22 protein-coding genes and 1 riboswitch are annotated in these 24,688 nt (G+C 63.3%); of the genes, 8 read left to right on the top strand and 14 right to left on the bottom strand.

Going from position 1 to position 24,688, the window contains the following annotated elements:
- The first annotated feature begins 143 nt into the window (after positions 1 to 143).
- Complete coding sequence (locus ASD63_RS25070; protein ID WP_034802862.1) at positions 144 to 1,022, top strand: ABC transporter permease; 879 nt, start codon at positions 144 to 146, stop codon at positions 1,020 to 1,022.
- A complete protein-coding gene (locus ASD63_RS25065; protein ID WP_034802864.1) occupies positions 1,019 to 1,813 on the top strand; it encodes an ABC transporter ATP-binding protein in 795 nt (264 codons plus the stop codon). Before ASD63_RS25070 ends, ASD63_RS25065 begins: the two co-directional genes overlap by 4 nt.
- A gap of 63 nt (positions 1,814 to 1,876) precedes the next feature.
- On the opposite strand, the gene ASD63_RS25060 is transcribed toward ASD63_RS25065, so the two are convergent.
- Positions 1,877 to 2,518 (bottom strand): LysE family translocator, encoded by a 642-nt coding sequence (locus ASD63_RS25060; RefSeq protein WP_034802866.1) that lies wholly within the window; start codon positions 2,516 to 2,518, stop codon positions 1,877 to 1,879.
- Between the two features lie 171 nt (positions 2,519 to 2,689).
- Between ASD63_RS25060 and ASD63_RS25055 the strand changes: the two genes are divergently transcribed.
- The gene (locus tag ASD63_RS25055; RefSeq protein WP_034802869.1) at positions 2,690 to 3,907 is read left to right on the top strand and encodes an argininosuccinate synthase; all 1,218 of its coding nucleotides are present in this window, start codon (positions 2,690 to 2,692) and stop codon (positions 3,905 to 3,907) included.
- Positions 3,908 to 4,006: 99 nt separating this feature from the next.
- On the opposite strand, the gene ASD63_RS25050 is transcribed toward ASD63_RS25055, so the two are convergent.
- From ASD63_RS25050 to ASD63_RS25030, 5 genes are all read right to left on the bottom strand, one after another.
- Positions 4,007 to 5,239, bottom strand: a complete 1,233-nt coding sequence (locus ASD63_RS25050) for a multidrug effflux MFS transporter (protein ID WP_034802873.1) — start codon at positions 5,237 to 5,239, stop codon at positions 4,007 to 4,009.
- Complete coding sequence (locus ASD63_RS25045) at positions 5,236 to 5,739, bottom strand: MarR family transcriptional regulator (protein ID WP_034803154.1); 504 nt, start codon at positions 5,737 to 5,739, stop codon at positions 5,236 to 5,238. The genes ASD63_RS25050 and ASD63_RS25045 overlap by 4 nt, the downstream gene beginning before the upstream one ends.
- Positions 5,740 to 5,898: 159 nt before the next feature.
- Positions 5,899 to 7,725 (bottom strand): ABC-F family ATP-binding cassette domain-containing protein, encoded by a 1,827-nt coding sequence (locus tag ASD63_RS25040; protein WP_034802875.1) that lies wholly within the window; start codon positions 7,723 to 7,725, stop codon positions 5,899 to 5,901.
- Positions 7,726 to 7,728: 3 nt separating this feature from the next.
- On the bottom strand, positions 7,729 to 8,379 hold the full coding sequence (locus tag ASD63_RS25035; RefSeq protein WP_034803166.1) for a thiamine diphosphokinase: 651 nt from the start codon (positions 8,377 to 8,379) through the stop codon (positions 7,729 to 7,731).
- 84 nt (positions 8,380 to 8,463) lie between these two features.
- Positions 8,464 to 8,949 (bottom strand): GNAT family N-acetyltransferase, encoded by a 486-nt coding sequence (locus ASD63_RS25030; RefSeq protein WP_034802878.1) that lies wholly within the window; start codon positions 8,947 to 8,949, stop codon positions 8,464 to 8,466.
- Between the two features lie 135 nt (positions 8,950 to 9,084).
- A riboswitch (TPP riboswitch) is annotated at positions 9,085 to 9,203 on the top strand.
- 51 nt (positions 9,204 to 9,254) lie between these two features.
- On the opposite strand from ASD63_RS25030, the gene thiB reads away from it, so the two are divergent.
- From thiB to ASD63_RS25010, 4 genes are all read left to right on the top strand, one after another.
- Positions 9,255 to 10,283, top strand: a complete 1,029-nt coding sequence (gene thiB / locus ASD63_RS25025) for a thiamine ABC transporter substrate binding subunit (protein WP_034802881.1) — start codon at positions 9,255 to 9,257, stop codon at positions 10,281 to 10,283.
- A 7-nt stretch (positions 10,284 to 10,290) separates the two neighbouring features.
- Positions 10,291 to 11,916, top strand: a complete 1,626-nt coding sequence (thiP, locus tag ASD63_RS25020; RefSeq protein ID WP_257785172.1) for a thiamine/thiamine pyrophosphate ABC transporter permease ThiP — start codon at positions 10,291 to 10,293, stop codon at positions 11,914 to 11,916.
- On the top strand, positions 11,913 to 12,632 hold the full coding sequence (thiQ, locus tag ASD63_RS25015; RefSeq protein WP_034802884.1) for a thiamine ABC transporter ATP-binding protein: 720 nt from the start codon (positions 11,913 to 11,915) through the stop codon (positions 12,630 to 12,632). Before thiP ends, thiQ begins: the two co-directional genes overlap by 4 nt.
- A gap of 300 nt (positions 12,633 to 12,932) precedes the next feature.
- Positions 12,933 to 14,444, top strand: a complete 1,512-nt coding sequence (locus ASD63_RS25010) for a M48 family metalloprotease (RefSeq protein ID WP_034802887.1) — start codon at positions 12,933 to 12,935, stop codon at positions 14,442 to 14,444.
- A gap of 218 nt (positions 14,445 to 14,662) precedes the next feature.
- On the opposite strand, the gene ASD63_RS25005 is transcribed toward ASD63_RS25010, so the two are convergent.
- The 8 genes from ASD63_RS25005 to ASD63_RS24970 all read right to left on the bottom strand — a co-directional run bounded on the left by ASD63_RS25005 (position 14,663) and on the right by ASD63_RS24970 (position 23,869).
- Complete coding sequence (locus tag ASD63_RS25005) at positions 14,663 to 15,529, bottom strand: RNA polymerase factor sigma-32 (RefSeq protein ID WP_034802890.1); 867 nt, start codon at positions 15,527 to 15,529, stop codon at positions 14,663 to 14,665.
- A 310-nt stretch (positions 15,530 to 15,839) separates the two neighbouring features.
- The gene (locus ASD63_RS25000; protein ID WP_034802893.1) at positions 15,840 to 16,409 is read right to left on the bottom strand and encodes a CarD family transcriptional regulator; all 570 of its coding nucleotides are present in this window, start codon (positions 16,407 to 16,409) and stop codon (positions 15,840 to 15,842) included.
- Between the two features lie 411 nt (positions 16,410 to 16,820).
- A complete protein-coding gene (fdxA, locus tag ASD63_RS24995; protein WP_034802896.1) occupies positions 16,821 to 17,159 on the bottom strand; it encodes a ferredoxin FdxA in 339 nt (112 codons plus the stop codon).
- A gap of 270 nt (positions 17,160 to 17,429) precedes the next feature.
- Positions 17,430 to 17,843 carry an RNA-binding S4 domain-containing protein gene (locus ASD63_RS24990; RefSeq protein ID WP_034802899.1) on the bottom strand — a complete coding sequence of 138 codons (414 nt, stop codon included), beginning with the start codon at positions 17,841 to 17,843 and terminating at the stop codon, positions 17,430 to 17,432.
- Between the two features lie 8 nt (positions 17,844 to 17,851).
- Entirely contained in the window at positions 17,852 to 20,917 is a 3,066-nt protein-coding gene (locus ASD63_RS24985) for a helicase-related protein (RefSeq protein WP_034803172.1), read from the bottom strand.
- Between the two features lie 654 nt (positions 20,918 to 21,571).
- A complete protein-coding gene (locus tag ASD63_RS24980) occupies positions 21,572 to 22,297 on the bottom strand; it encodes a beta-ketoacyl-ACP reductase (protein WP_034802902.1) in 726 nt (241 codons plus the stop codon).
- A 17-nt stretch (positions 22,298 to 22,314) separates the two neighbouring features.
- Positions 22,315 to 22,674, bottom strand: coding sequence for a hypothetical protein (locus ASD63_RS24975; protein WP_034802905.1), 360 nt, complete (start codon positions 22,672 to 22,674; stop codon positions 22,315 to 22,317).
- Between the two features lie 13 nt (positions 22,675 to 22,687).
- Positions 22,688 to 23,869 (bottom strand): acetyl-CoA C-acetyltransferase, encoded by a 1,182-nt coding sequence (locus ASD63_RS24970; protein WP_034802919.1) that lies wholly within the window; start codon positions 23,867 to 23,869, stop codon positions 22,688 to 22,690.
- Between the two features lie 223 nt (positions 23,870 to 24,092).
- On the opposite strand from ASD63_RS24970, the gene phaR reads away from it, so the two are divergent.
- Entirely contained in the window at positions 24,093 to 24,671 is a 579-nt protein-coding gene (phaR, locus tag ASD63_RS24965; protein WP_034802922.1) for a polyhydroxyalkanoate synthesis repressor PhaR, read from the top strand.
- Positions 24,672 to 24,688: the final 17 nt, after the last annotated feature.

Below are 24,688 nucleotides of genomic sequence, written 5' to 3'. Positions count from 1 at the left end.
TCGCTATGAGGGGCCCGGAACACCGGAGGCCGCTCCAAGTTTCTAAGCCGCACATGCGCCCGGCCGTGCGCCCCATGTGCCAAGCGGGAGCGTCGCGCTCATAAGCACAATCAGGCGCGACAGGTAGAAAAGAGGGTCTGGGGTTGAGTCTAATTGCTTTCTGGGGAGCCGTGGAGCTGGGGCTGGTCTATGCCTTCGTTGCCCTCGGCGTCTTTCTCGCATTCCGGGTTCTCGATTTTCCCGACCTCACGGTCGACGGATCGTTTCCGCTGGGCGCCGCCGTCACCGCGGTCCTGATCATCGCCGGCGTCAATCCGTGGCTTGCCGCCTGCGTGGCGATGGTCGCTGGTGCCGCAGCCGGCATCGTCACGGCGATGCTTAACGTGCGCTTCAAGATCCTCAACCTGCTCGCCTCGATCCTGACGATGATCGCGCTGTTCTCGGTCAACCTGCGCGTCATGGGCAAGCCGAACGTCGCGCTGATCAACGCCGACACGATGCTGTCACCCTTCTACGGCCTCGGCTTGCGCGATTTCTACGTCCGGCCGCTGTTTATCGGCGTGCTCGTGATCGTCGCCGTCATCATCGTCTGGCGCTTCCTTGAGAGCGATGCCGGTCTTGCGATGCGCGCCACTGGCGCCAATGCCCGCATGGCCCGCGCACAGGGCGTCGACACCAACCGCCAGATCTATCTCGGCATGGCGATCTCCAACGCGCTCGTCGCCTTCGGTGGCGCGCTGTTCGCCCAGACCAACGGCTTTGCCGACGTCACCTCGGGTGTCGGCACCATCGTCGTCGGGCTTGCGGCGGTCATCATCGGCGAGACGCTGCTCGGTGCCCGCGGCATCCTGATTGCGCTGATCGGCTGCGTGCTCGGCTCGATCCTCTACCGTATAGCGATCCAGCTGGCGCTGTCGACCGACATGCTCGGGCTGCAGGCCTCCGACCTCAACTTCGTGACCGCGGCACTCGTCACCTTCGCCCTCGTCCTTCCCCGTCTGCGTCGTGGAGGTGCGGCATGATCAGCGTCAACAACATCGAGGTCATCTTCGGCAAGGGCACGCCGCTGCAGAAGCAGGCGCTGAACGGCGTCAGCCTGACGATCGAGCAGGGCTCCTTCGTCACCGTCATTGGCTCCAACGGCGCCGGCAAGTCGACGTTGCTCGGCGTGCTCGCCGGCGATGTGCTGCCAAGTGCCGGCCAGGTGACGATCGGCAAGACAGACGTCAGCCGCAAGGGTACCGCTGCGCGCGCGGGACTCGTCGCTCGCGTCTTCCAGGATCCGCTGACCGGCAGCTGCGGCGCACTCTCGATCGAGGAAAACCTGGCGCTTGCTGCCAAACGTGGCGAGGCCCGCGGCCTCACAGCCGCGCTCGGCCCCAAGCGCCGCGAACATTTCCGCGAACGCATCGCCGAGCTCAACCTCGGCCTTGAAAACCGCATGGGCGACCGCATGGACCTTCTGTCCGGCGGCCAGCGCCAGGCGGTCTCGCTGGTCATGGCGACGCTCGCAGGCTCCGAAGTGCTGCTGCTCGACGAGCATACGGCAGCCCTCGACCCTGGCATGGCCGAGTTCGTGATGAACCTGACGCAGAAGATCGTCTCCGAGCGCAAGCTGACGACGATGATGGTCACCCATTCGATGCGCCAGGCACTCGACTACGGCCACCGCACCATCATGCTCCACGGCGGCGAGATCGTTCTCGACGTCGCCGGCGACAGCCGCAAGGAACTGCAGGTCGAGGACCTGATCGCCATGTTCCGCCGCATCCGCGGCCAGACGCTCGACGACGATGCGCTGCTGATCGGCTGAGTACAGAAGACTAATTCATAACAAGGCCCGGGCATCCAAGATGTCCGGGCTTTTTGTTTTTGTTTACCGCGCCGTCGTCATGAAAATCTTCACCGCAAACACCGAGAAGACGCCGGCGAAGCTGAAATCAAGTGCCCGCATCACGCCCTTGTTGCGCTGCAGCCAGGAGGCAAGCCAGTCGGCGGTGAAGACGACCAGCATGTTCACCGGCATGCCGATGGTGATGAAGAACAGGCCGAGGAACAGAAGCTTGCCGGTGACCGAGGGATCATCGGCGCTGACGAACTGCGGCAGGAAGGTCATGAAGAAGATGATGACCTTGGGGTTCAACAGGTTCACCCAGAAGCCGGCCGAGATGTTGGCAAGCGCCTTGCCTTCCGTCGGCTCGACCTTCTGCACCGAAATGCTGGAGCCGAAGCGCATCGCCTGCACCGCAAGCCAGAGCAGGTAGGCGGCACCGCCGGTCTTGAGGATGGTGAATGCGGTTGGCGAGGCGGTGATCAGCGCCGAGATGCCGAACGCGACGAGCAGCGTATGCACGACGATGCCGAAGCTGGTGCCGAGCACGACGAAGAGCGCGGCCTTCTTGCCCTGGGCGAGCGCCCGGCTGATCGAAAGCGTCATGTCCGGGCCGGGTGTGGCCGCCAGAAGCAGCGTCGCAGCGGCAAAGGTCAGGAGGGTCGGCAGGCTGGGAATGAAGTCCATCGTCGTTTCCTCGGCACGGGGGTCGCCTCCAGTAATCCTGCGCCTGCGCTTTTGCCAGCGGATTCGCATCGTCAAGCGTTCTAGCGCTTGTATCGCCGCAGGTTCTGGCTAAAGTGCCGCAGATTTGCACGCGGCATCGCCGCCCTCCCCAAGACCAGACGGACGGAAACCATGGCATCGCATAAAGACGTGAAAAAGGTCGTTCTCGCCTATTCGGGCGGTCTCGACACCTCGATCATCCTGAAGTGGCTGCAGACCGAACTCGGCGCGGAAGTCGTCACCTTCACCGCCGACCTCGGCCAGGGCGAAGAGCTCGAGCCGGCCCGCAAGAAGGCCGAAATGCTCGGCATCAAGGAGATCTACATCGAGGACGTCCGCGAGGAATTCGTCAAGGATTTCGTCTTCCCGATGTTCCGCGCCAACGCCGTCTATGAAGGCGTTTACCTGCTCGGCACCTCGATCGCCCGCCCGCTGATCTCCAAGCACCTGATCGATATCGCCAAGAAGACCGGCGCCGACGCGATCGCCCATGGCGCGACCGGCAAGGGCAACGACCAGGTTCGCTTCGAGCTTTCCGCCTATGCGCTGAACCCGGACATCAAGATCATCGCGCCGTGGCGCGACTGGTCGTTCAAGAGCCGCACCGACCTGCTCGAATTCGCCGAGAAGCACCAGATCCCGGTTGCCAAGGACAAGAAGGGCGAAGCGCCGTTCTCCGTCGACGCCAACCTGCTGCACTCCTCCTCCGAGGGCAAGGTTCTCGAAGACCCGGCACTGGAAGCCCCTGAGTACGTGCACATGCGCACGATCTCGCCGGAAGCCGCTCCCGACCAGGCCACCGTCATCAAGATCGGCTTCGAGCGCGGTGACGCCGTCTCGATCAACGGCGTACGCCTGTCGCCGGCAACCCTGCTTGCCAAGCTCAACGAGTACGGCCGCGACAACGGCATCGGCCGTCTCGACCTCGTCGAGAACCGCTTCGTCGGCATGAAGTCGCGCGGCGTCTACGAGACCCCCGGCGGCACCATCCTGCTCTCCGCGCACCGCGCAATCGAGAGCATCACGCTCGACCGCGGCGCCGCCCACCTCAAGGACGAGCTGATGCCGCGCTACGCCGAGCTGATCTATTACGGCTTCTGGTTCTCACCGGAGCGCGAGATGCTGCAGGCCGCAATCGACAAGAGCCAGGAGCATGTCGAAGGCGAAGTGACGTTGAAGCTCTACAAGGGCAACGTCATGGTCATCGGCCGCGAGAGCGACAAGTCGCTCTACTCCGACAAGCTCGTCACCTTCGAGGACGACCAGGGCGCCTACGACCAGAAGGACGCCGCCGGCTTCATCAAGCTCAACGCGCTGCGCCTGCGCACGCTGGCCGCGCGCAACCGCTAAGACGACGCGTTTTGAAAAAAGAAGCCTCCGCGACCCGTTCGCGGAGGCTTTTTCGTATGCAGGGCGAAGCGGTATCGATGCCGATGTCGCACCAGATTTCTACTCCGCCGCTTCCGAAAGCGGATCCTTGACCGGCACGGCGAGCGGCTGCGAGCGAACGTTGCGGCGATACCAGACATAGCTCAGGATGCAGACGAGGCCGAAGCATGGAATGATCGTGCCGAGCGCCAGCACCGGAGCGCCGACCGCAGCGGCGATCGCGCCACCAAGCAGCCCCGAGCCCATCTGTACGAAACCCATCACTGCCGACGCCGTGCCAGCGATGTCCGGAAACGGCGCCATCGCCGCCGTCATCATATAGGGCATGACGAAGGCGATGCCGAAGGCATAAATCCCGATCGGCAGCATGACCGAGAGGAAGCTCGGCGGCAGCACGTGCATGGTGTAGGCAAGCGCGAGGCTGGCCGCACCGATGAAGACGAGGCCGGCCGGCACCAGCGCCTGCGGCGTGAAACGCCGCATCAGCAGCCGCACCACCACGGTTCCCGAAAAGAAAAGGCCCGACTGCATCAGCATGCCGACGCCGAACTCGGTCGGTGTCAGCCCCACCGCATTGATCAGTACGAAGGGCAGCATGGTCGCCCAGGCATAAAGTGCGCCGACCGCTCCGCCGATCACAAGTGTCGAGGAAACGAAGCGGCTGTCGCTCACCAACCGCCGATAGGCCGCAAGGATGGGCTTCAGGTGGCCCTTGGCCGGATCCGGGGTCGCGGTCTCGGCCATGAAAAACTGCACGGTGAGACAGGCCATGGCGGCAAAGCCGACCATCAGGAAGAAGATCGACTGCCACCCGAAGAGACCGAGCGCCAGGCCGCCAAGCGTCGGGGACACGGCGGGTCCGAGGGCCAGCATCATGCCGATCATGTTCATGATGCGTGCGGCCTCAGTCCCGGTGAACTGGTCGCGCACGATCGCACGCGCCACGGTCATCCCGACGGAGGCGCCGATGCCCTGCACCAGGCGGCCGGCCAAAAGCACCGCGACGGAAGGCGCAAAGGCCGCCATCAGGCTGCCGACGAGGTAGATCGCCATGAAGATCAGCGTCGCGCGGCGGCGACCGATGACATCGGAGAGCGTGCCAGACACCAACTGGGCAAAGGCGAAGCCGGCGAAATAGAGCGACAGCGTCATCTTGATCGCCGCTTCGCTGGAGGAGAAGGCGCACACCAGTTCAGGCATCGCCGGCGTATACAGCGCCATGGAAACGGGGCCGAGCGCCACCAGGAAGGCACCGATGATGCTTGTGCGCCGCTCGCTCATGCGACGCGTCATTGCGCGGCTCCGACCCGGACTTCGGCCTTCTCCGCTGTCTCCTTACCGGCAAGGCACGGATCGAGCTGACGCAAATTGTCACGCAGGATGCGCAGGTTGGAACAGAGAAGCGCGCGCGCTTCCGAGTCCAGCCCTTCCGTATAGGCATCCATCATTTCGCGAAGACCGGTCATCAGCTCGTTGAACAACGGACCGGCCTTTTCGGTGATGACGACATTCTTGGCGCGGCGATCCGCCGGATCGGGAACGCGGGCGACGAGCCCGTTCGCCTCCAGCCTGTCGAGATAGGCCGACAGCGTCATCGGCTCAATGCCCATGCGTGTGGCGATTTCGGCCTGTTTGATGCCCTCGGTGAGCGCCACCTGGATCAGCGTGCGCGCCTCGCCAGGCGTGATGCCCAGATCCATGGCATTAACCTTGCGGTCGAAGGCCCCGCGCAAGAGGCGCGAGACATCGGTCAGAAGCATTCCAATGGTTTCGGATTCTAGCTTGAAGGGCATCATGATCGTTCACAGGTGATATAATAAGTTTTACTTATCATACCCTGTGAAAACGTTCAACGCGGAAGGCCATCTTTCCCTTGCCAGTTTAACGGTAAAACTCGCAAGGATTCAACGTATTACCTTCGCAATCCCGCGCGGGACCGTCTTTGTTGTGTCTCAGCCCTCAAGCTCCTCGCGCAGCATTTCGAGCTCCAGCCATTCCTCTTCCATGCGAGCGAGGTCGGCACGCAGCTTTTCCAGCTCCTGCGCCAGCTTCGCAAAAGCATTTGGATCTTTTGTGAAAAGATTGGGGTCCGCCATCTTTTCTTCGCGCTTGGCAGCCTCGGCTTCCGCCTTGGCAATCTCTTTCGGCAGGTTTTCGAGCGCGAATTTCTGCTTGTAGGAAAGCTTACCCTTGGCAGCCTTCGGCGCTTCGGCGACAGGGGCCGCCGCCTCGGCCTTGGCCTTTTCCGCCTTCTCGGCCTTGCGCTTCTCCTCGATCGCGCCCTTGCGCTGCGCCATCATGTCGGAATAGCCGCCGGCATACTCGATCCAGCGTCCATCCGGCGCCTCCGGATTGGCCGGCGCAATCGTCGAGGTGACGGTGCGGTCGAGGAAGTCGCGATCGTGGCTGACGAGGATCACCGTTCCGGCAAAACCGGCGACGATCTCCTGCAGGAGGTCGAGCGTCTCGATGTCGAGGTCGTTGGTCGGCTCGTCGAGGATCAGAAGGTTGGTTGCGCGCGCGAGGATGCGCGCCAGCATCAGCCTTGCGCGCTCGCCGCCCGAAAGCTCGCGGATCGGGGTGCGCGCCTGCTCCGGCTGGAACAGGAAGTCCTTCATGTAGCCGGTGACGTGGCGCTGCTCGCCATTGACCAGCAGGTTGTCGCCGCGCCCGTCGGTCAGGTAGTGCGCCAGCGTTTCGTCGAGATTGAGGTCTTCGCGCTTCTGGTCAAGCGTCGCGATTTCGAGATTGGTGCCGAGCTTGACCGTACCCGTACCCGGTTCGATCTGCCCGGTCAGGATCTTCAGAAGCGTCGTCTTGCCGGCGCCGTTCGGGCCGACCAGACCGATGCGGTCGCCGCGGTGCACGCGGATCGAGAACGGCGCGACGATGGTACGCTCGCCATAGGCCTTGGTGACCTTCTCCGCCTCGATCACCAGCTTGCCCGATTCCTTGGCGTCGGCGGCCGTCGCCTGTACCGTTCCCTGCGGCCCCTTGTGGCCGCGATAGGTCGCCCGCATGGTCTGCAGCTCACCGAGGCGGCGCATGTTGCGCTTACGTCGTGCGGTCACGCCGTAGCGCAGCCAATGTTCCTCGCGCTCGATCGCTTTGCCGAGCTTGTGCTGCTCCAGCTCCTCGGCCTCCAGCACCTCGTCGCGCCAGGCCTCGAAATGGGCAAAGCCGCGGTCGAGCCGCCGCGACTGGCCACGGTCGAGCCAGACGGTCGCGGTCGAGACCTTTTCCAGGAAGCGCCGGTCGTGCGAGATCAGAACGAGCGCCGAACGGCTGCGGATCAGTTCGTCTTCCAGCCATTCGATCGTCGGCAGGTCGAGATGGTTGGTCGGCTCGTCGAGCAGCAGGATATCCGGCTCCGGCGCCATGACACGGGCAAGCGCCGCGCGACGCGCTTCGCCGCCCGAAAGGCGCTTCGGGTCTTCCTCGCCGGTCAACCCCAGGTGCTGCAGCAGATAGGCGACGCGATAGGGATCGTCACTCGGGCCGAGTCCTGCCTCGGCATAGGCCTGCACGGTGTCGTAGCCGTCGAAATCCGGCGCCTGGTGCAGATAGCGGATGGTCGCGGAGGGATGGCGGAAGATTTCGCCCGACTGCGCCTCGGCCAGACCCGCGGCAATCTTCATCAGCGTCGACTTGCCCGAGCCGTTGCGGCCGACAAGACAGATGCGGTCGCCCGGTTCGACTTGAAAATTGGCGCCGGCTAGCAGCGGCGCGCCACCGAAGGTGAGGAAGATGTCGTCGAGTTTCAGAATGGGAGGCGCCAAGGCTCAGGCTCCGGAAAGATCATAGGGGCGGGCGAGAACAATGGCGCGACCGCTCTGGAGAGTGAAGCGAAGGGGACCCTCCGCAACGTTGGAAACGGTTCGGGACGAGCCGAACGGCAAGGTGAAATCGTCGAGCGGATAGCGCGCATTGACGATCGAAAGACCGGTAAGCTCGGTCAACCCGAGCACCGAGAAGAGGCAGCCCTTCGGCAAATCAAGGTCGAGCGAGCCGGCCAGCAGCGGATAGGCCTCTTCCTCGCCCGAGGTCATCAACACGGAAAGGCCACGCTCGGCAAGGGCAACAGCATGCAGCAGGTGCATGAAGGCGTGATCACTGCGGGTGCCGCCGAGTGCGCCGGCGAAAATCAGGCGGTCGGCTCCACGCGACAGCGCCGCCTCGACCGCGATCTCCCCGTCCGTCGCGGCCTTCGCCGCCGGATAGGGCTCGCGCGGGACGGAGGCGTAGTCCGCAAGAAGGGCTTCCTCGGTCGAGTCGAAATCACCGACCCAGACATCCGGCACGATGCCGAGCAATCGGGCATGGCGCATGCCGCCGTCAGCCGCAATGAAGCGACTTGCGGCCAGCTGGTGAGCCAGCCGGTCGGTCAGCGAAAGGGCGCCGCCAAGCAGAATGGTGAAGGTCGATCGAGACATGGCAAAGCCCATAGCGCAAAGGACCGCCGAAGGAAAACGAAGAAAACCGTCGAACGAGCGGTTCTCGATATTTTGGTCAGACCATCAATGCCCCTCGGGCACCGGATCGGGGAAAAGCATGCCGGCATAAATGCCGGGGGTCGAATCCGGAATTTCGACGGCGCCGGCCACCCGCTCGTAGAACTTCGCCGGCCCGACGCCGCCGATAATCGCGTAGCCATAGCCGGCCTCGCGCATCGCCGTGAGGCTTGCAAGCAGAAGCGCCTCACCGATCCCCTGCCCGCGCATGCTTTCGTCGACGCCGGTCGGACCGAAGAAGCCGAGTGCCGTTACGTCGTGGCAGGAAAAGCCGACGATCTTTCCGTCATGGACAGCGACGTGCATGCGCGTAGGGGTGGAGGAAAAGGCGGCTTCCGCCTCGCCCGCCCATCCGGCACCGAAAGTCCTTTCGATCCAGGAAACAACCAGGCGGCGCTCCGGCGCCATGGCGCGGCGAATGCTGATGCCAAGGCCAAGCTTCGACTGAGGTTCAGCCGGCAGGGCATAAAGTCGAACAAGCATATCGGGCATGACATTTCCTCCTCGCTGCCGTTGTGTAGCGCAGTTGGCGGCATACGCAAACACGAGCCATTGTGCTGGCCAAGCGTCCCCTTGCTTCGCCGTAAACATCGCTTGCCATGGGACCGAGGCAGCGGTAAATCTCTTGCCGCTCTAACGGGGTGCCTCCCGACCGCATTGCGGCCGGAGGCTGAGAGGCGTCAAAACGCCAACCCGCGGAACCTGATCCGGCTCATACCGGCGGAGGGATTAGACGCGATCGGATCGATACGCCCTTTTCCCATGCAACAACGAACTTTGGGAGAGAGGTCCTCGCCATGTCCAATTCATCGCAACTTAAATTCTTTAGCCGGCTAGCCCTTGCGACGGCCGCGAGCCTTGTTTTCTCCGGCGCCGCGACCGCCGCCGACAAGACGCTGACGGTGTACACCTATGAGAGCTTCATCACCGAATGGGGCCCGGGCGCCAAGGTCGCAGAAGCCTTCGAGAAGACCTGCGAATGCAAGGTCAACTATGTCGGCGTGGCCGACGGCGTCGAGTTGCTCACCCGCCTGAAGCTCGAAGGCGAGGCTTCCAAGGCCGACATCGTGCTTGGCCTCGACACCAACCTCGTTGCGGAAGCCAAAGCAACGGGCTTCTTCGTGCCGCACGGCGTCGAGGCAACCGGCGTCACCGTTCCCGGCAACTTCTCGGACGACACGTTCCTGCCCTATGACTACGGCCACTTCGCCGTCGTCTACGACACCGAGACGCTGAAGACGCCGCCGAAGAGCCTGAAGGAGCTGGTGGAAGGCGATCCGTCGCAGAAGATCGTCATCGAGGATCCGCGTACGTCGACGCCGGGCCTCGGCCTCCTGCTCTGGGTCAAGGCCGTCTATGGCGATGAGGCGGGTGCCGCCTGGACGAAGCTGAAGGACCGCGTTCTGACCGTCACCCCCGGCTGGTCGGAAGCCTATGGCCTCTTCACCAAGGGCGAGGCGCCGATGGTGCTGTCCTACACCACGTCGCCGGCCTACCACATGGTCGCGGAAAACACCGAGCGCTACCAGGCCGCTGCCTTCTCCGAAGGGCACTACATCCAGATCGAAGTCGCCGGCATGACCAAGAACGCCAAGGAGCCGGAACTGGCAAAGCAGTTCCTCGCCTTCATGACCGGTCCGGACTTCCAGTCGATCATCCCGACGACGAACTGGATGATGCCGGTCGCAGCGACCAAGGAGCCGCTGCCGGACGCCTTCAATAAGCTGGTCAAGCCGGAAAACACCTTCCTCCTGCCCTCGGAGGAAGTCGCCAAGAACCGCAAGGCCTGGATCGACGAATGGCTTGCCGCCATGAGCAAGAACTGAGGCCGGATTGTTCGCACTGCGCGAAAATCGCATGACAGTGGTCGCCGGGGCAGCCTGCCTCGGCGTCTTCGTCCTTTTCGTCGGTCTTGCGATCGTCGCCTTGCTGAGCCTGACGGGCGGCGCAAGCGACGATGCGCTGTTTGACGCCTACATCTGGCGCGTCACCCGCTTCACGCTGCTGCAGGCGACCCTCTCGACGTTGCTGTCGGTGCTCTTTGCCATCCCCGTCGCCCGGGCGCTGGCGCGACGGCCGCAGTTCCCCGGCCGCATCTGGCTGCTGCGCTTGATGGCGCTGCCACTCGGACTGCCGGTTCTGGTTGGCGCACTCGGGCTGATCGAGATCTGGGGGCGGCAGGGTTTCCTCAATTCCGGCCTGCGCTGGCTCGGCCTCGCGCAGCCCGTCAGCATTTACGGCCTGTTCGGCATCCTGCTTGCCCACGTCTTCTTCAACATGCCGCTTGCGGCGCGCCTGTTCCTGGCCGGGCTCGAACGCATCCCCGCCGAATACTGGCGCAGCGCCGCCAATCTCGGCATGCCGTCACGGGCACTCTTTCGCTTCATCGAATGGCCCGTCCTGCGCGGCCTCCTGCCGGGTGCCGCCGGCCTCGTCTTCATGCTCTGCGCCACCAGCTTCACCCTCGTGCTGACGCTCGGCGGCGGGCCTGCGGCCAGCACAATCGAAGTGGCGATCTACCAGGCGCTGCGTTTCGATTTCGATCCGCCGCGCGCGATCGCGCTGTCAGCCCTGCAGATCGCCATGACCGGCCTGCTGCTGCTCCTGCTTCGTCATCTGGCGACCGAGCCGGAAGAGGGCATGACCGGTGGCCGCACCGTGCGCCGTTTCGATGGCGCGTCAAGGATCGCGCGCCTGAGTGATGGCACCTGGATCACGCTTGCCTTTCTGTTTCTCGGCGCGCCGCTGGTCGCGGTTCTCATCTCCGGACTCGAAGCCGATCTGCTGAAGCTCGCCCGCGATCCGGCGGTGCACCGGGCGCTGCTGACGAGTGCGGCAATCGCGCTCGCCTCGGCACTCGCCTCCGTCACCATGGCAGCCGTGATGATCCGGGCGGCGGCAACCGCCACCGCGCCGCGTCACGCGACGTCGCTCTCCCACGGCTTTGCCGGTGCCATCGGTGCCAGCACCTCGCTGATCCTCTTGGTGCCGCCGGTGGTGCTGGGCGCCGGATGGTTCCTGCTTTTGCGTCCCTTCGGTGACGTCGCGCGCTTTGCACCCGCCATCGTCGTTGCGATCAACGCGCTGATGGCGCTGCCCTTCGTCCACCGCACCCTCGCGCCGGCAATGGCGACCCATGCGGCACGGTCCGAACGGCTGACGGCAAGCCTTGGCATTCGTGGTTTTGATCGTCTGCGATGGATCGACTTTCCGGCGCTGCGCAAGCCGCTATTGATGGCCCTTTCCTTCGCCATGGCGCTGTCGCTTGGCGACCTCGGCGCCGTCGCCCTCTTCGGCAGCCAAGACATGGTGACGCTGCCGTGGCTGCTCTATAGCCGTATGGGGAGCTACCGCACCGCCGACGCCGCCGGTCTCGCCCTTTTCCTCGGGCTTCTCTGCCTGATATTCACCATCCTCGGCACGGCCAATGACAGCCGGCCGGAAGGACGCAAAGCATGATCGATCCCGTTCCCGCGATAGAGTTGCGCGATGTCGAGGTCCGTTTCGAAACGGCCAAGCTCACCTTCGATTGCACCATCGCCAAGGGGGGCATCGTCGCCGTCGCCGGTGCCTCGGGTTCCGGCAAATCGACGCTGCTCCACCTCATTGCCGGGTTCGAGGATCCCGATCGCGGCGAGGTGCGCATTCTCGGCGAGAACGTTGCCGATCGGGCGCCGTCGGAACGGCCGGTCTCGATGATCTTCCAGGACAACAACCTCTTCGCCCATCTCGACGTCGCGACCAACATCGGCCTCGGCATCGACCCGGCGCTTCGGTTGAGCGCAACCGACCGCGAGAAGATTGAAGACGCGCTTCGCCGCGTCGGGCTCGAAGGCTTCGGGAAAAGGCTGCCGCCGACGCTTTCAGGCGGCGAGCGCCAGCGCGTCGCCCTCGCCCGCGCGCTTGTGCGAAAGCGCCCCCTGCTACTGCTCGACGAGCCCTTCGCAGCGCTTGATCCCGGCATGCGCGCCAGCATGCGCTCGCTCCTGCGGCAACTGCACGCGGAGGAAGGCAACACGATCCTGGTGATCACGCACCATCCCGAAGACGTGAAGGCCCTGGCCGACGGCGTGCTTTTTCTCGACCAGGGGCGTATCATCGCAAACGACAGCCTCGACCGCTTCCTGGCGCGGCGGGACAATGCGGCGATCGACCGCTTTCTCGGCAATACTTGAAGGACGGATCGGATTCTCCACGCCCTTGGCCGATTGCCACAATTTGACCGCGGCGCCATGCGACGCGCGAAATATCCGGCAAGGCGCGAATATTCCCGCATCCGTTGCCGTGATACCACGGGGCAACTATTTCTACCGAGACAAACTAGGCAGGTGGCGCTGAAATCAGATACAGCAAGACCAGGACTGAGAGGTCGCGGCAGAGCAACGCTGCCGGGCTGAAAAAGTAGGACTTTCAACGCTGTCGTTCCACTTGTCCGCAGGATGCGGGCGGAGCGATGGATGGGAACGGGCTGAGGCATGGAGAGGCATACAGTCACACACGACCGGTTCCCGCCGAAGGGCGGACGGCTGCGTGGACGCGCCGTGGTTGCATTGCTTGCGACCACGCTCCTTTCCGCATGCCAATCCGTGATCGAGCAGACCTACCAGCCGACCGTTTCGCCCTCCTCCAATCCGCAGATCGTCGAGGAAGTTCAGAAGAACGATCCGCGGGCGCAGCTGGGCGCGCGCGAACATCCGCGCATCGTCGCAAGCTACGGCGGCGAGTACAAGGACGCCAAGACTGAGCGCCTGGTCGCGCGCATCACCGGCGCGCTGACGGCGGTCTCCGAGAATCCGCAGCAGTCCTACCGCATCACCATCCTGAACTCGCCGGCGATCAACGCCTTCGCGCTGCCCGGTGGTTATCTCTATGTCACCCGCGGCCTGCTGGCGCTTGCCAACGATGCCTCCGAGGTCGCAGCCGTGCTGTCGCACGAGATGGCGCACGTCACCGCCAACCACGGCATCGAGCGTCAGCAGCGCGAGGAAGCCGAAGTGATCGCCAGCCGCGTGGTCTCCGAAGTCCTCTCCTCCGATATCGCCGGCAAGCAGGCGCTCGCGCGCGGCAAGCTCCGGCTCGCGGCCTTCTCGCGCAACCAGGAACTTCAGGCCGACGTGATCGGCGTGCGCATGCTCGGCGAAGCCGGCTACGACCCCTATGCAGCGGCGCGCTTCCTCGATTCGATGGCCGCCTATAGCCGCTTCACGGCGGTCGATCCGGAATCCGACCAGAGCCTCGACTTCCTGTCGAGCCACCCGAACGCGCCGCAGCGTGTCGATCTCGCGCGTCGGCACGCCCGCGCCTTCGGTCCGGAAGGCACCAGCGGCGACCGCGGTCGCGACTATTATCTCGCCGGCATCGACGGCCTGCTCTATGGCGACAGCCCGCAGGAGGGCTACGTGCGCGGCCAGACCTTCCTGCACGGCCAACTCGGCATCCGCTTCGACGTGCCCGCCGGGTTCCAGATCGACAACAAGGCCGAAGCGGTTCTGGCGACCGGCGCCGGCGACATCGCCGTGCGCTTCGATGGCGTCGCCGACACGGGCGGTCGGAGCCTGACAGACTATATCGCCAGCGGTTGGGTTACCGGCCTGAAGCCCGACACGATCCGGCAGATCAGCGTCAACGGCCTGGAAGCCGCAACCGCGCGCGCCTCCGCCGACCGCTGGGATTTCGACGTGACGGTCATCCGCATCGACACGCGGATCTACCGCTTCCTGACCGCTGTGCCCAAGGGGTCGAGTGCACTCGAGCCGACCGCAAACCAGTTGCGTAGCACGTTCCGCCGCATGACGGCCGCTGAGACGCAGTCGCTGAAGCCGCTGCGGATCCGGGTGGTGACGGTCCGGCCCGGCGACACGATCACCACGTTGTCGGCCCGCATGATGGGAACCGATCGTAAGCTCGACCTCTTCCGGGTGATCAATGCGATGCAGGTCAGCTCGACGGTGAAGCCGGGCGACAGGGTGAAGATCGTTTCCGAATAGGATTGAGACAGGCGCAGCTGAAGCACGTTCGGTTGCGAGCGTGAATTGCCTGCCATCTGCTAGGCAAGCACGTCGCGAGGCGCCTGAACGGTCACGAACGAAAGCACGCTGCGCCAATCGTCATCGCCAAATTGACAGCGGACAGTGCCGCTTCCCGGCGCAATGCGGGGTTCCGGCGAATAGTACGGGCATGGCGGCAGACGGTCGACGTCAGGCGGTCAATGAATGCCTGCGGTCAGCGCCGGCGCTCGCGTCGCCAAGGCCGCCCGGAGCTTCTCCAGCGCCCGAGTTTCGATCTGCCGCACACGTTCCTTGGATATGCCGAGATCGATGCCGAGCTCTTCGAGCGTCGCTCCTTCTTCCGTCAGCCGCCGGGCGCGGATGATGCGCATTTCGCGCTCCGTCAGCGCGCACAGCGCGTCGCGCAGCCACACACGAGCCCGTTCGCCGTCGATCATCTCGCTCACCTGCTCGTCCGGCAGCGGCGCGTCGCTGGCGAGGAAATCCAGCCGTTCACCGCCATCGGAATCACTGCCGCCGACCGGCGCCTGCAGCGAGGTGTCGCTGCCAGAGAGACGTGCATCCATCGTCTGCACGTCGGCGATGCTGACGCCGAGGGCAGCCGCAATCTCCTCATGCATAGCCTGCGATGTAAGCTGCCTGTCGCCCTGGGCAAGCCGGGCGCGAAGACGCCGAAGGTTGAAGAACAGGGCCTTCTGCGCCGAACTGGTGCCACCGCGGACGATCGACCAGTTGCGCAGGACATAGTCCTGCATCGACGCCCGGATCCACCAGGTGGCATAGGTGGAGAAGCGGACCTCGCGGCTCGGCTCGAAACGGGCCGCCGCCTCCAGGAGACCGATATGGCCCTCCTGGACGAGATCGCCCATGGGCAGGCCGAAATTGCGAAACTTCGCGGCCATCGAGATCACCAGACGCATATGCGACATGGCGATCTTGTTGCGGGCTTCCTGATCGTTGTCGTTTCGCCAGGCTTGCGCCAGCTTGTGCTCCTCGTCGCGCTCGAGATAGGGCGCCTCCATTGCGATCTTGATCATCCGCCGGTCTGCAGTGAGAGTCTTCATCGATCACTCCGTGACTGGCGCCGGGCGCCATTGCGTGTGAAGTCCAAAAGGCCGGACGGATGCAGTGTCCGGCAGCAGGGGGCGTCTCGCGCCGCGATGTCGAAACTTGAAGAAACGACGCGGCGCCCTAACTTCGAAGTCACGAACCTGAACGGTGACGGGATCACAGAAGCAAGATCGCCCGGCGCGAAAGCGGCGCGCTTCTGCCGGCCTTTATAAATGCGCCCGGACGGCAAAAGTTCCATGCGATCAAAGAAAAAGCCCGGCGCGATGGCCGGGCTTTTTGGTAGTCTCAGTGCAGTCAGACAGCTTATGCAGCTTCGTCCTGAGCGTCGTCTTCGTCGATCGCCTTGCCGCGCTTCGGACCCTTGCTGAGGTTGGCCTCGACGAGGCGAACAGCTTCGGTTTCCGACATCTTGTTGACGGCAGCGATTTCGCGCGCCATGCGGTCGAGGGCAGCTTCGTAGAGCTGGCGTTCGGAATAGGACTGTTCCGGCTGGTTTTCGGCGCGGTAGAGATCGCGCACGACTTCCGCGATGGAAATCAGGTCGCCGGAATTGATCTTGGCATCGTATTCCTGGGCGCGGCGCGACCACATGGTGCGCTTCACGCGAGCCTTGCCCTGCACAACCTTCAACGCGCGGTCGACGAAATCGGTTTCGGAGAGCTTGCGCATGCCGATGCTGACGGCCTTGGCCACTGGCACTTTCAGGCGCATCTTGTCCTTCTCGAAATCGATGACAAAAAGCTCAAGCTTCATGCCGGCGACTTCCTGCTCTTCGATCGCCACGATCTGGCCAACGCCGTGGGCCGGATAGACGATCGATTCACCGGTCTTGAAGCCCTGGCGTGTCGAAGATTTTTTCTGCTGGGTCGTCATTCGTTTCAAAAACTCCCTGTTTCGCGCCGGCCATTCTGGCCGGGGCCGGGTCAGTGAGGCCCGGGATAGACGGGGATACCGCCGGGTGGGTACATCCTGGTCCGTCCAAGGAATGCAAACAGCCTCATAAAATGCGGTCACAACAGAGCAACGCCATGTTGCGTACTAGGGAGAAACCGCGTTTTGGAGATCGTTTGCTTTCGTGATGGTTTTCGGGCGCGCAAAAACACCCTCTGTGGATCAGTAGAAGGAACCTATCACAAAAAAGTGCCGAAATCAATAATTTGCTGCATGGCAGCCATCAAGCCACCATTCTCGCAACTGCGAGCGCGGCTCGTGTTTTCCCCAGCTTTGCGCCCCGGCGGCAGCTTTGCTTCGTCAGCCTCGACGAACGGCGGCGACCGCTTCGTCTCAGTCGCCCTGGCCCGGCTCGGTCGAGAAGAACTTCTCGTACTTGCCTTCGACGCCGTCCATCTCCTTCGCTTCCGGCATCGGATCGCGCTTGACGGTGATGTTCGGCCACTTCGAAGCGAAATCCGCGTTCAGTTTCAGCCACATATCAAGACCCGGCTCGGTATCCGGCTTGATCGCCTCGGCAGGACATTCCGGCTCGCAAACGCCACAATCGATGCACTCGTCGGGATGAATGACGAGGAAATTCTCACCCTCGTAGAAGCAGTCCACGGGGCAGACTTCGACACAGTCCGTATACTTGCAGCGAATGCAATTGTCGGTCACGACATACGTCATGAGGTACTCCAGCCAATGCTCACGTTTGATGGCAGACGGCAATCAATGGTGATGCTCGTCGTCCGCGCATGCTAGGAATGTCCGGCGCGCATAGCTGCCGAAGCAAACCCGATGCACCCAACGTGGGTCTGTCAGGTAAAGGCTTTATGGACCCTTTGCAAGAATATTCAATGCGCGAAACGCCACGGCAAAGGCAGAGTTTTCTAAAGGCTGTCGCGCAAAAGCGCGTCGTGTTTTACAGCCAGCGGCGGGCAGGGTTGGCGGCGCCCATCAGTCCTCGCGCGGATCGAAATCGGGCTTTAGCCGATCGGTTTCCCGCCGCTCCTTCTTCGTCGGCCGGCCCGCTCCGCGCTCGCGCGTGGCAAGCTCGTAGGCCGACAACTTCTCCTTCGGCTGCTCTGGCGTCAGATCGTCGTAAAGCAGACGCGCTTCCTCATAGGGACCTCGCCGCTCACCCGGGCCCACGACCCGAACGATCAGACTGCGCCGGTCGAGCGCAAGTTCGAGCATATCACCCGTCTTCAATTGAAACGACGACTGCGTCACGCGCTCGTCGTTGACGGCGACACGGCCACCCTCGATCGCCTTTTGCGCAAGCGATCGGGATTTGATCAGCCGCGTGAAAAACAGCCACTTGTCGAGACGCTGGCGCGATGCCGGGTTGGACGCAGGCTGTTTTTCCATGGTCTACCTTACTTCTTCATCTGCTCCTTGAGAGCAGCAAGCTTGGCGAAGGGCGAATCCGGATCCACCGGCTTTTCGCGACGCGGCGGACGCGCCTCGAATTTGCCCTGACCCGGCTTGCCGCCGCGGTCGTGACGATCATGACGCTCGCCGCGATCCTGACGCGGGCCGCCTTCCGGCTTGCCACCGTCATGGCGCTTGCCACGCGCCTGCTGACCACCCTTGCGCCCGCCTTCACGTCCTTCGCCCTGGCCCTGGCCCTGGCCACGCCCGTGGCGCTGACCGCCGCGACGCTGGTCGCCCTCGTGGCGGCCACCGCCCTGGCGCTGGTTGTCCTGACGGGTGCCAGGACGCCAGAGCAGAACGGGCTTGGCTTCGACCGGCTCGCCGGTCTCCGTCACTTGGGTCTCGGTCACCTGAGCCTCAGCAGGCTGGGCCCCGTCGGCAGCGACGGCAACGTCAGCTTCGGCCTTTTCGGCCTCGGCAGCAGGTGCCTCGACGACTGCAGTCTCGGCTTCTGCCGCACTGTCGCCGGCATCGGCGTCATCAACCGCAGCGACCGGTTCGGAAGCGGCGGCAGCAGCCGCAGCACCACCATCCTGACCCATGAGGAAGGCCTGGGCCTCCTCGGCCTTGACGCTGTCTGCGCGGTAGCCGAGGCCCTTCAGGATCTCTTCCATGTCGTCGGGCGTTGCACCGAGGATCGAGAGCATGGAGGTGGTCGCTGTAAAGCGGCGACCGTCATAGGCGCCTTCCGGACGCGGCTGCGTGCCCGGCTTCCACTGAAGGAGCGGTCGAATAAGGTCAGCGAGGCGCTCGAGGATATCGATGCGCACCGCGCGCTTTCCGAGGAAGCGGAAACCGGCGAGCTTGTAGAAGGTCCGCTCGAAAGACGGATCGGTAACGACAGACGTACGGCCGGCGGCGAGCATCGGGATGAGGTCGCCATAGCCGGGCTTGTCGAGGCCGTCGTTCTTCAACGCCCAGAGGAGCGTGATAAGTTCGGCCGGCGCCGGCTTCAGGAGCGCCGGCAGGAAGATGTGGTAGGCGCCGAAGCGAACGCCGTACTTGCGGATCGAAGCGCGACCGTCCTGGTCGAGCGACTTGACGTCGTCTGCGACATCGCGGCGGAACAGTACGCCGAGGTTTTCGACGAGCTGGAAGGCGAGGCCCTTGGCGAGACCTTCGAGATCTTCAGCGCGCGAAATATCGTCGAGCGGCTTCAAGACCGTTCCGATGTGATGGTTCACGAAACGCTCGATGCGCGCCAGAACGTGCTCGCGGGCGTTCGCCTGCAGCTGATCGTCGGCCAGCAGGATGACGCGCGGGCGCATGACGTGGTCGCTTGCCGTCAGACGGGCGACGGGATCGCCGAGCCAGCGCACAAGACCATCCGACGAAAGCGCCAGGTCGTTGTTGCCGGAAGCATGCAGCCGCGCGGCGCGTGCCTCAAACTCGAGCGCCAGCGCCTTCTGGGCAGCACCCTGCACAGCCTTGGCATCCGGGCCATCGCCGCCGGTCGCCAGCGTAAACCGGAAACCGGTTAGTTGTCCTACGTGATGACCTTCAACGAAGACATCACCATTCACACTGATTTCAGCTTCCAGCATAGCATTCTCTCTCAGGCGCTTCATGAGCACAGATGTCCTGCGATCAACAAAGCGTTTCGTCAACCGTTCATGTAGTGCGTCGGATAATCGATCTTCAATTTCCCGCGTCTTTTCTTGCCAGTGTGTCGGATCGGCCAGCCATCCTGGCCGGTTCGACACATAAGTCCATGTCCTGATCTGCGCGATTCGCGCCGAAAGTGTGTCGATCTCACCGTCCGTATGATCGGCCCGCCTGACCTGCTCGGCCATGAAATCTTCGTTTACGGTACCGCGGCGGACAAGATCCGCGTAGATCGTCGAGATCAAGTCGGCATGTTGAGCCGGTGTAATGCGCCGATAGTCCGGCAGCGCGCAGGCTTCCCACAGTTTTTCCACCCGCTCGGCATTGGTCGTGATGTCGACGACCTCAGGGTAGCGGGCCAAATGCTCGAACGCCTGCTGGTCTACCGCAGGTAGCGCCCGGGCAAGGCCGGGAACCGTCGGCGCGGCCTCAAGACTCTTCTTCAGAGCGGCAATCGAAGCGTAGTCGAACGCCTTCGAGCGCCACTGTAGTACCTTCACCGGATCGAACTCATGCGCCTCGATACGGTGGACCAGCTCGTTGTCGAAGGGATCGACGCGGCCGGTCACACCGAACGTACCGTCACGCAAGTGCCGGCCGGCGCGGCCGGCGATCTGCGCGAGTTCGGCCGGGTTGAGATTGCGGAACTGATAGCCGTCGAACTTGCGGTCCTGCGCGAAGGCGACATGGTCGACGTCGAGATTGAGGCCCATGCCGATCGCGTCGGTCGCGACCAGATATTCGACGTCACCTTCCTGGTAGAGCGCCACCTGCGCATTGCGCGTGCGCGGCGACAGCGCGCCGAGCACGACGGCGGCACCGCCGCGCTGGCGGCGGATCAGCTCGGCGATCGCATAGACCTCGTCGGCAGAGAAGGCGACGATTGCCGTGCGGTGCGGCAGGCGGGTGATCTTCTTCGAACCCGCATAGAGCAATTGCGACATGCGCGGCCGCTCGACGACGGTGATGCCGGGCAGCAACTGCTCGAGGATCGGCCGCATCGTTCCGGCACCGAGCAGCAGCGTCTCGCCGCGACCCCGCAGGTGCAGGATCCGGTCGGTGAAGATATGGCCGCGCTCGAGATCTCCGGCAAGCTGCACTTCATCGATCGCGACGAAGGACGCCGTCGTCTCGCGCGGCATGGCCTCGACGGTGCAGACCGAATAGCGCGCGCGATGCGGGGTGATCTTTTCCTCGCCGGTGATCAGCGCGACATTGTGGTGGCCGACCCTTTCGACCAGGCGCGTATAGACCTCGCGCGCGAGAAGCCGCAGCGGCAGGCCGATGACGCCGCTGTCGTGCGCAATCATGCGCTCGATCGCGTAGTGCGTCTTGCCGGTATTGGTAGGCCCGAGCACCGCGGTGACACCGCGGCCGCTCAGGATCATGGGGTGAACGGACACGTCATCGATCCCGGGCATTCAGAAATTACGGCAGCGTCTTTTCACGCTGGCGGCAAACACATGCCCACGCACCGAGCCAAACGCAAGGGGCGCCGACAACTAAAACCTATCGCTTGGCATCTCTTAGCCCATTGCACCACCTGTTGTGGTCGGCGCAATCGACAATTGGAACAGCCGTGGAACGAATCGGCGACGAATCGACGACTCATTGTGATTCACTGTATGTTCACGACTACATATAGATTTCAACGCCGAACGTTGCACCACATGCTGAATCTGGAGCTGATTCCGCGCATCAAGCCCTTTGGCGCGCAACAATCCCGGCTCTGCCATTGCCTGACAGGTCCAAGGATTCCGAATCCAAGACTCTGGAAAGCCTGGAAAATTTTTCACGAAATTCGTCAGGGATTCACCCAAGTGAGAGAATGAGAATCGCAGTTTAGAGTCGCGACCAGTGCGGGAACATTCGGCAGCGACTCGCAGACCGCGCGTCATTCCACCTTTGTTCTCCACAAGATATAGTGTCTACGCCCCACTCCGGCAACGGAACTGCCAGCGCAACTTCAGGATTTCGAGCAGGATTTTCAGCGCTGCCGCCGCATGGAAACGGCGCCTCGAAAGGCGCCGTCCGGTAATGTTCGGCTTGTCTGATGCTCAGACGAAAAACTGTCCGCCGTTCGCCGAAATCGTCGAGCCGGTGATGAAGCCGGCATCGTCGGAGGCGAGGAACACCACGCAGCGGGCGATTTCTTCCGGTTCGCCGAGGCGGCCGACCGGGATCTGCGGGATGATGCGCTCGTTGAGCACCTTCTCCGGCACCGCCCGCACCATCTCCGTGCCGATATAGCCGGGGCAGATCGCGTTCACGGTAATGCCCTTGGCAGCCCCTTCCTGGGCGAGCGCCTTGGTGAAGCCGAGATCGCCGGCCTTGGCCGCCGAATAGTTGGCCTGACCCATCTGGCCCTTCTGGCCGTTGATCGACGAGATGTTGATGACGCGACCGAAGCCACGGTCGCGCATGGCCGACCAGAGCGGATGCGTCATGTTGAAGAGACCGGTGAGGTTGGTGCCGATCACCTCACCCCATTGCTCCGGCGTCATCTTGTGAAACATGGCATCTCGGGTGATGCCGGCATTGTTGACGAGCACATCGACCGGACCGAGATCGGCCTCGACCTTGGCGATGCCCTCGGCACAGGCCTGATAGTTGGAAACGTCCCATTTGTAGACCGGGATGCCGGTTTCCTGCTTGAAGGCCTGAGCCTTCTCGTCATTGCCGGCATAGTTGGCAGCCACCTTGTAGCCGGCATTCTTGAGTGCGATGGAAATTGCCGCACCAATGCCGCGCGACCCACCCGTGACCAATGCTACCCTGCTCATATGCGCCTCCCACTTGATCAGTTCAGTTTTTCGAATGCCTTCTGCATCAGCTTTTCGCCGACCTGTTGCCCGTAGAGCCCGGCGGCCGCTTGAAACTGCGGCGTAGCCAGCGCGGACAGAGCCACCTCGCACTTCTCCAGCGCGAGACCCATCATCACCGCGGAGAGCTGCTCCAGCGACACCTTCAATGCGCCGCCGTCATCGTTCAAGGCCGCGACCATCACGTCCTTGAAAACGCTCTCCTCGTCGGAAGTCGTATGTTCCAGCATGCACTCTACCAGCCGCGCCTCGTTAAGAGGCGCGGGATTGGCATGTGCAGAAACGATCGGCGAACCGGCCAGAAGCAGGGAAAATGGAACCCACCTGGCGCTGTTCATGCCGCCAGACCGATCAGAACCGCTCGACGCACATGGCGACGCCCATGCCGCCGCCGATGCAGAGGGTTGCAAGCCCCTTGGAAACGCCGCGGCGCTTCATTTCGAAAAGCAGCGTGTTGAGCACGCGGGCGCCGGAAGCGCCGATCGGGTGACCGATGGCGATCGCGCCGCCATTGACGTTGACGATCGACGGATCCCAGCCGAGGTCTTTGTTGACCGCGCAGGCCTGGGCAGCGAAGGCTTCGTTGGCTTCCACCAGTTCGACATCGCCGATCGCCCAGCCGGCCCTTGCCAACGCCTTGCGCGACGCCGGGATCGGGCCGGTGCCCATGACCTGCGGATCGACGCCGGCGGTTGCCCAGGAAACGATACGGGCGAGCGGCTGGATGCCGCGCTTGGAGGCCTGTGCCTCGGTCATCAGCAGGGTGGCTGCGGCGCCGTCATTGAGGCCGGAAGCGTTGCCGGCGGTGACCGTGCCTTCCTTGTCGAAGGCGGGGCGCAGCTTCGTCATCTGGTCGAGCGTTGCGCCATGGCGGATATATTCGTCCTGGTCGACGGTGACGTCGCCCTTGCGACCCTTGACGATGAAGGGAATGATCTCGTCGGCAAAGCGCCCGGCCTTCTGGGCCGCTTCGGCCTTGTTTTGCGAGGCGAGTGCGAACGCATCCTGCTCCTCGCGGCTGAGTTGCCACTGGCGAGCGACGTTCTCGGCGGTGATGCCCATGTGATAACCGTAGAAGGCGTCGGTCAGGCCGTCCTTGATCATCGTGTCGATCATCTTGAAGTCGCCCATCTTCACGCCGCCGCGAAGATGCGAGCAATGCGGCGCCATCGACATGGACTCCATGCCGCCGGCGACGATGATCTCAGCATCACCGGTTGCAATCTGCTGCATGCCGAGCGCGACGGCGCGCAGGCCCGAGCCGCAGAGCTGGTTCATGCCCCAGGCGGTCTTTTCCTGAGGAACGCCCGCCTTCATCGCCGCCTGGCGCGCCGGGTTCTGGCCTTCGCCGGCCTGCAGCACCTGGCCGAGGATCACCTCGTCGACCTCGGCAGCCTCGACGCCTGCCCGCTCGAGCACGCCCTTGATGACGGCAGCGCCAAGTTCGTGCGCCGGCGTATTGCCAAAGGCACCGTTGAAGGAACCGACCGCGGTGCGGCCGGCGCTGGCGATCACGATGGAGGGATTGCTCATGGGACGTTTCCTCAGATCTTCTTGCCTAATGCAGGCAGACTGGCAAAGCGCGCGACGCAAGTCAAACGCCTTGATGCAGTGCCACAAAAGCGTCACCTAAAACGCAACCGCAAGATTTTGCACTTGCGTCGCCGCAACGCACAAAGACATTGTCAGCGGCGCGCTTTTGCGGATACTCTGAAAAACGCAATAAAGACGGGATGATGGGGGAGAGGAGACCCTGATGGCGAAGCACGAAGGCCAGATCGTTATCAAAAAATATGCGAACCGGCGGCTCTACAACACCGGGACCAGCACCTATGTCACGCTCGACGACCTGGCTGTGATGGTGAAGAAGGGTGAGGACTTCATCGTTCAGGATGCAAAATCCGGCGAGGACATCACCCATTCCGTGCTGACGCAGATCATCTTCGAGCAGGAGTCCAAGACCGGCAACACGCTGCTGCCGATCTCCTTCCTGCGCCAGCTGATCTCGTTCTACGGCGACCAGATGCAGATGGTGGTGCCGAGCTATCTCGAACACTCGATGCAGGCTTTCACCGAGCAGCAGTCGCAGATGCGCGAGCAGATCAACAAGGCCTTCGGCGACACGCCGCTCGGCAAAAACCTGCAGGTTCCGCTGCAACTTGTCGAAGAGCAGGTGCGTCGCAACACCGAGATGTTCCATCAGGCCATGCAGATGTTTTCACCCTTCATCACCGCGCCGCCCGTGAAGGAAACGAAGAAGGCCGAAGCCAAGGATATCGACGAGCTGAAGGAGCAGCTTCGCGCGCTCCAGACCAAGCTCGACAATCTCGGCTAAGCAGGACCACCAGGCAG

Source organism: Ensifer sp. Root558, from assembly GCF_001427045.1.
Lineage (GTDB): Bacteria > Pseudomonadota > Alphaproteobacteria > Rhizobiales > Rhizobiaceae > Ensifer > Ensifer adhaerens.
Note: the sequence above shows the minus strand (reverse complement) of the source record. Positions and strands in the feature narration are given on the sequence as shown.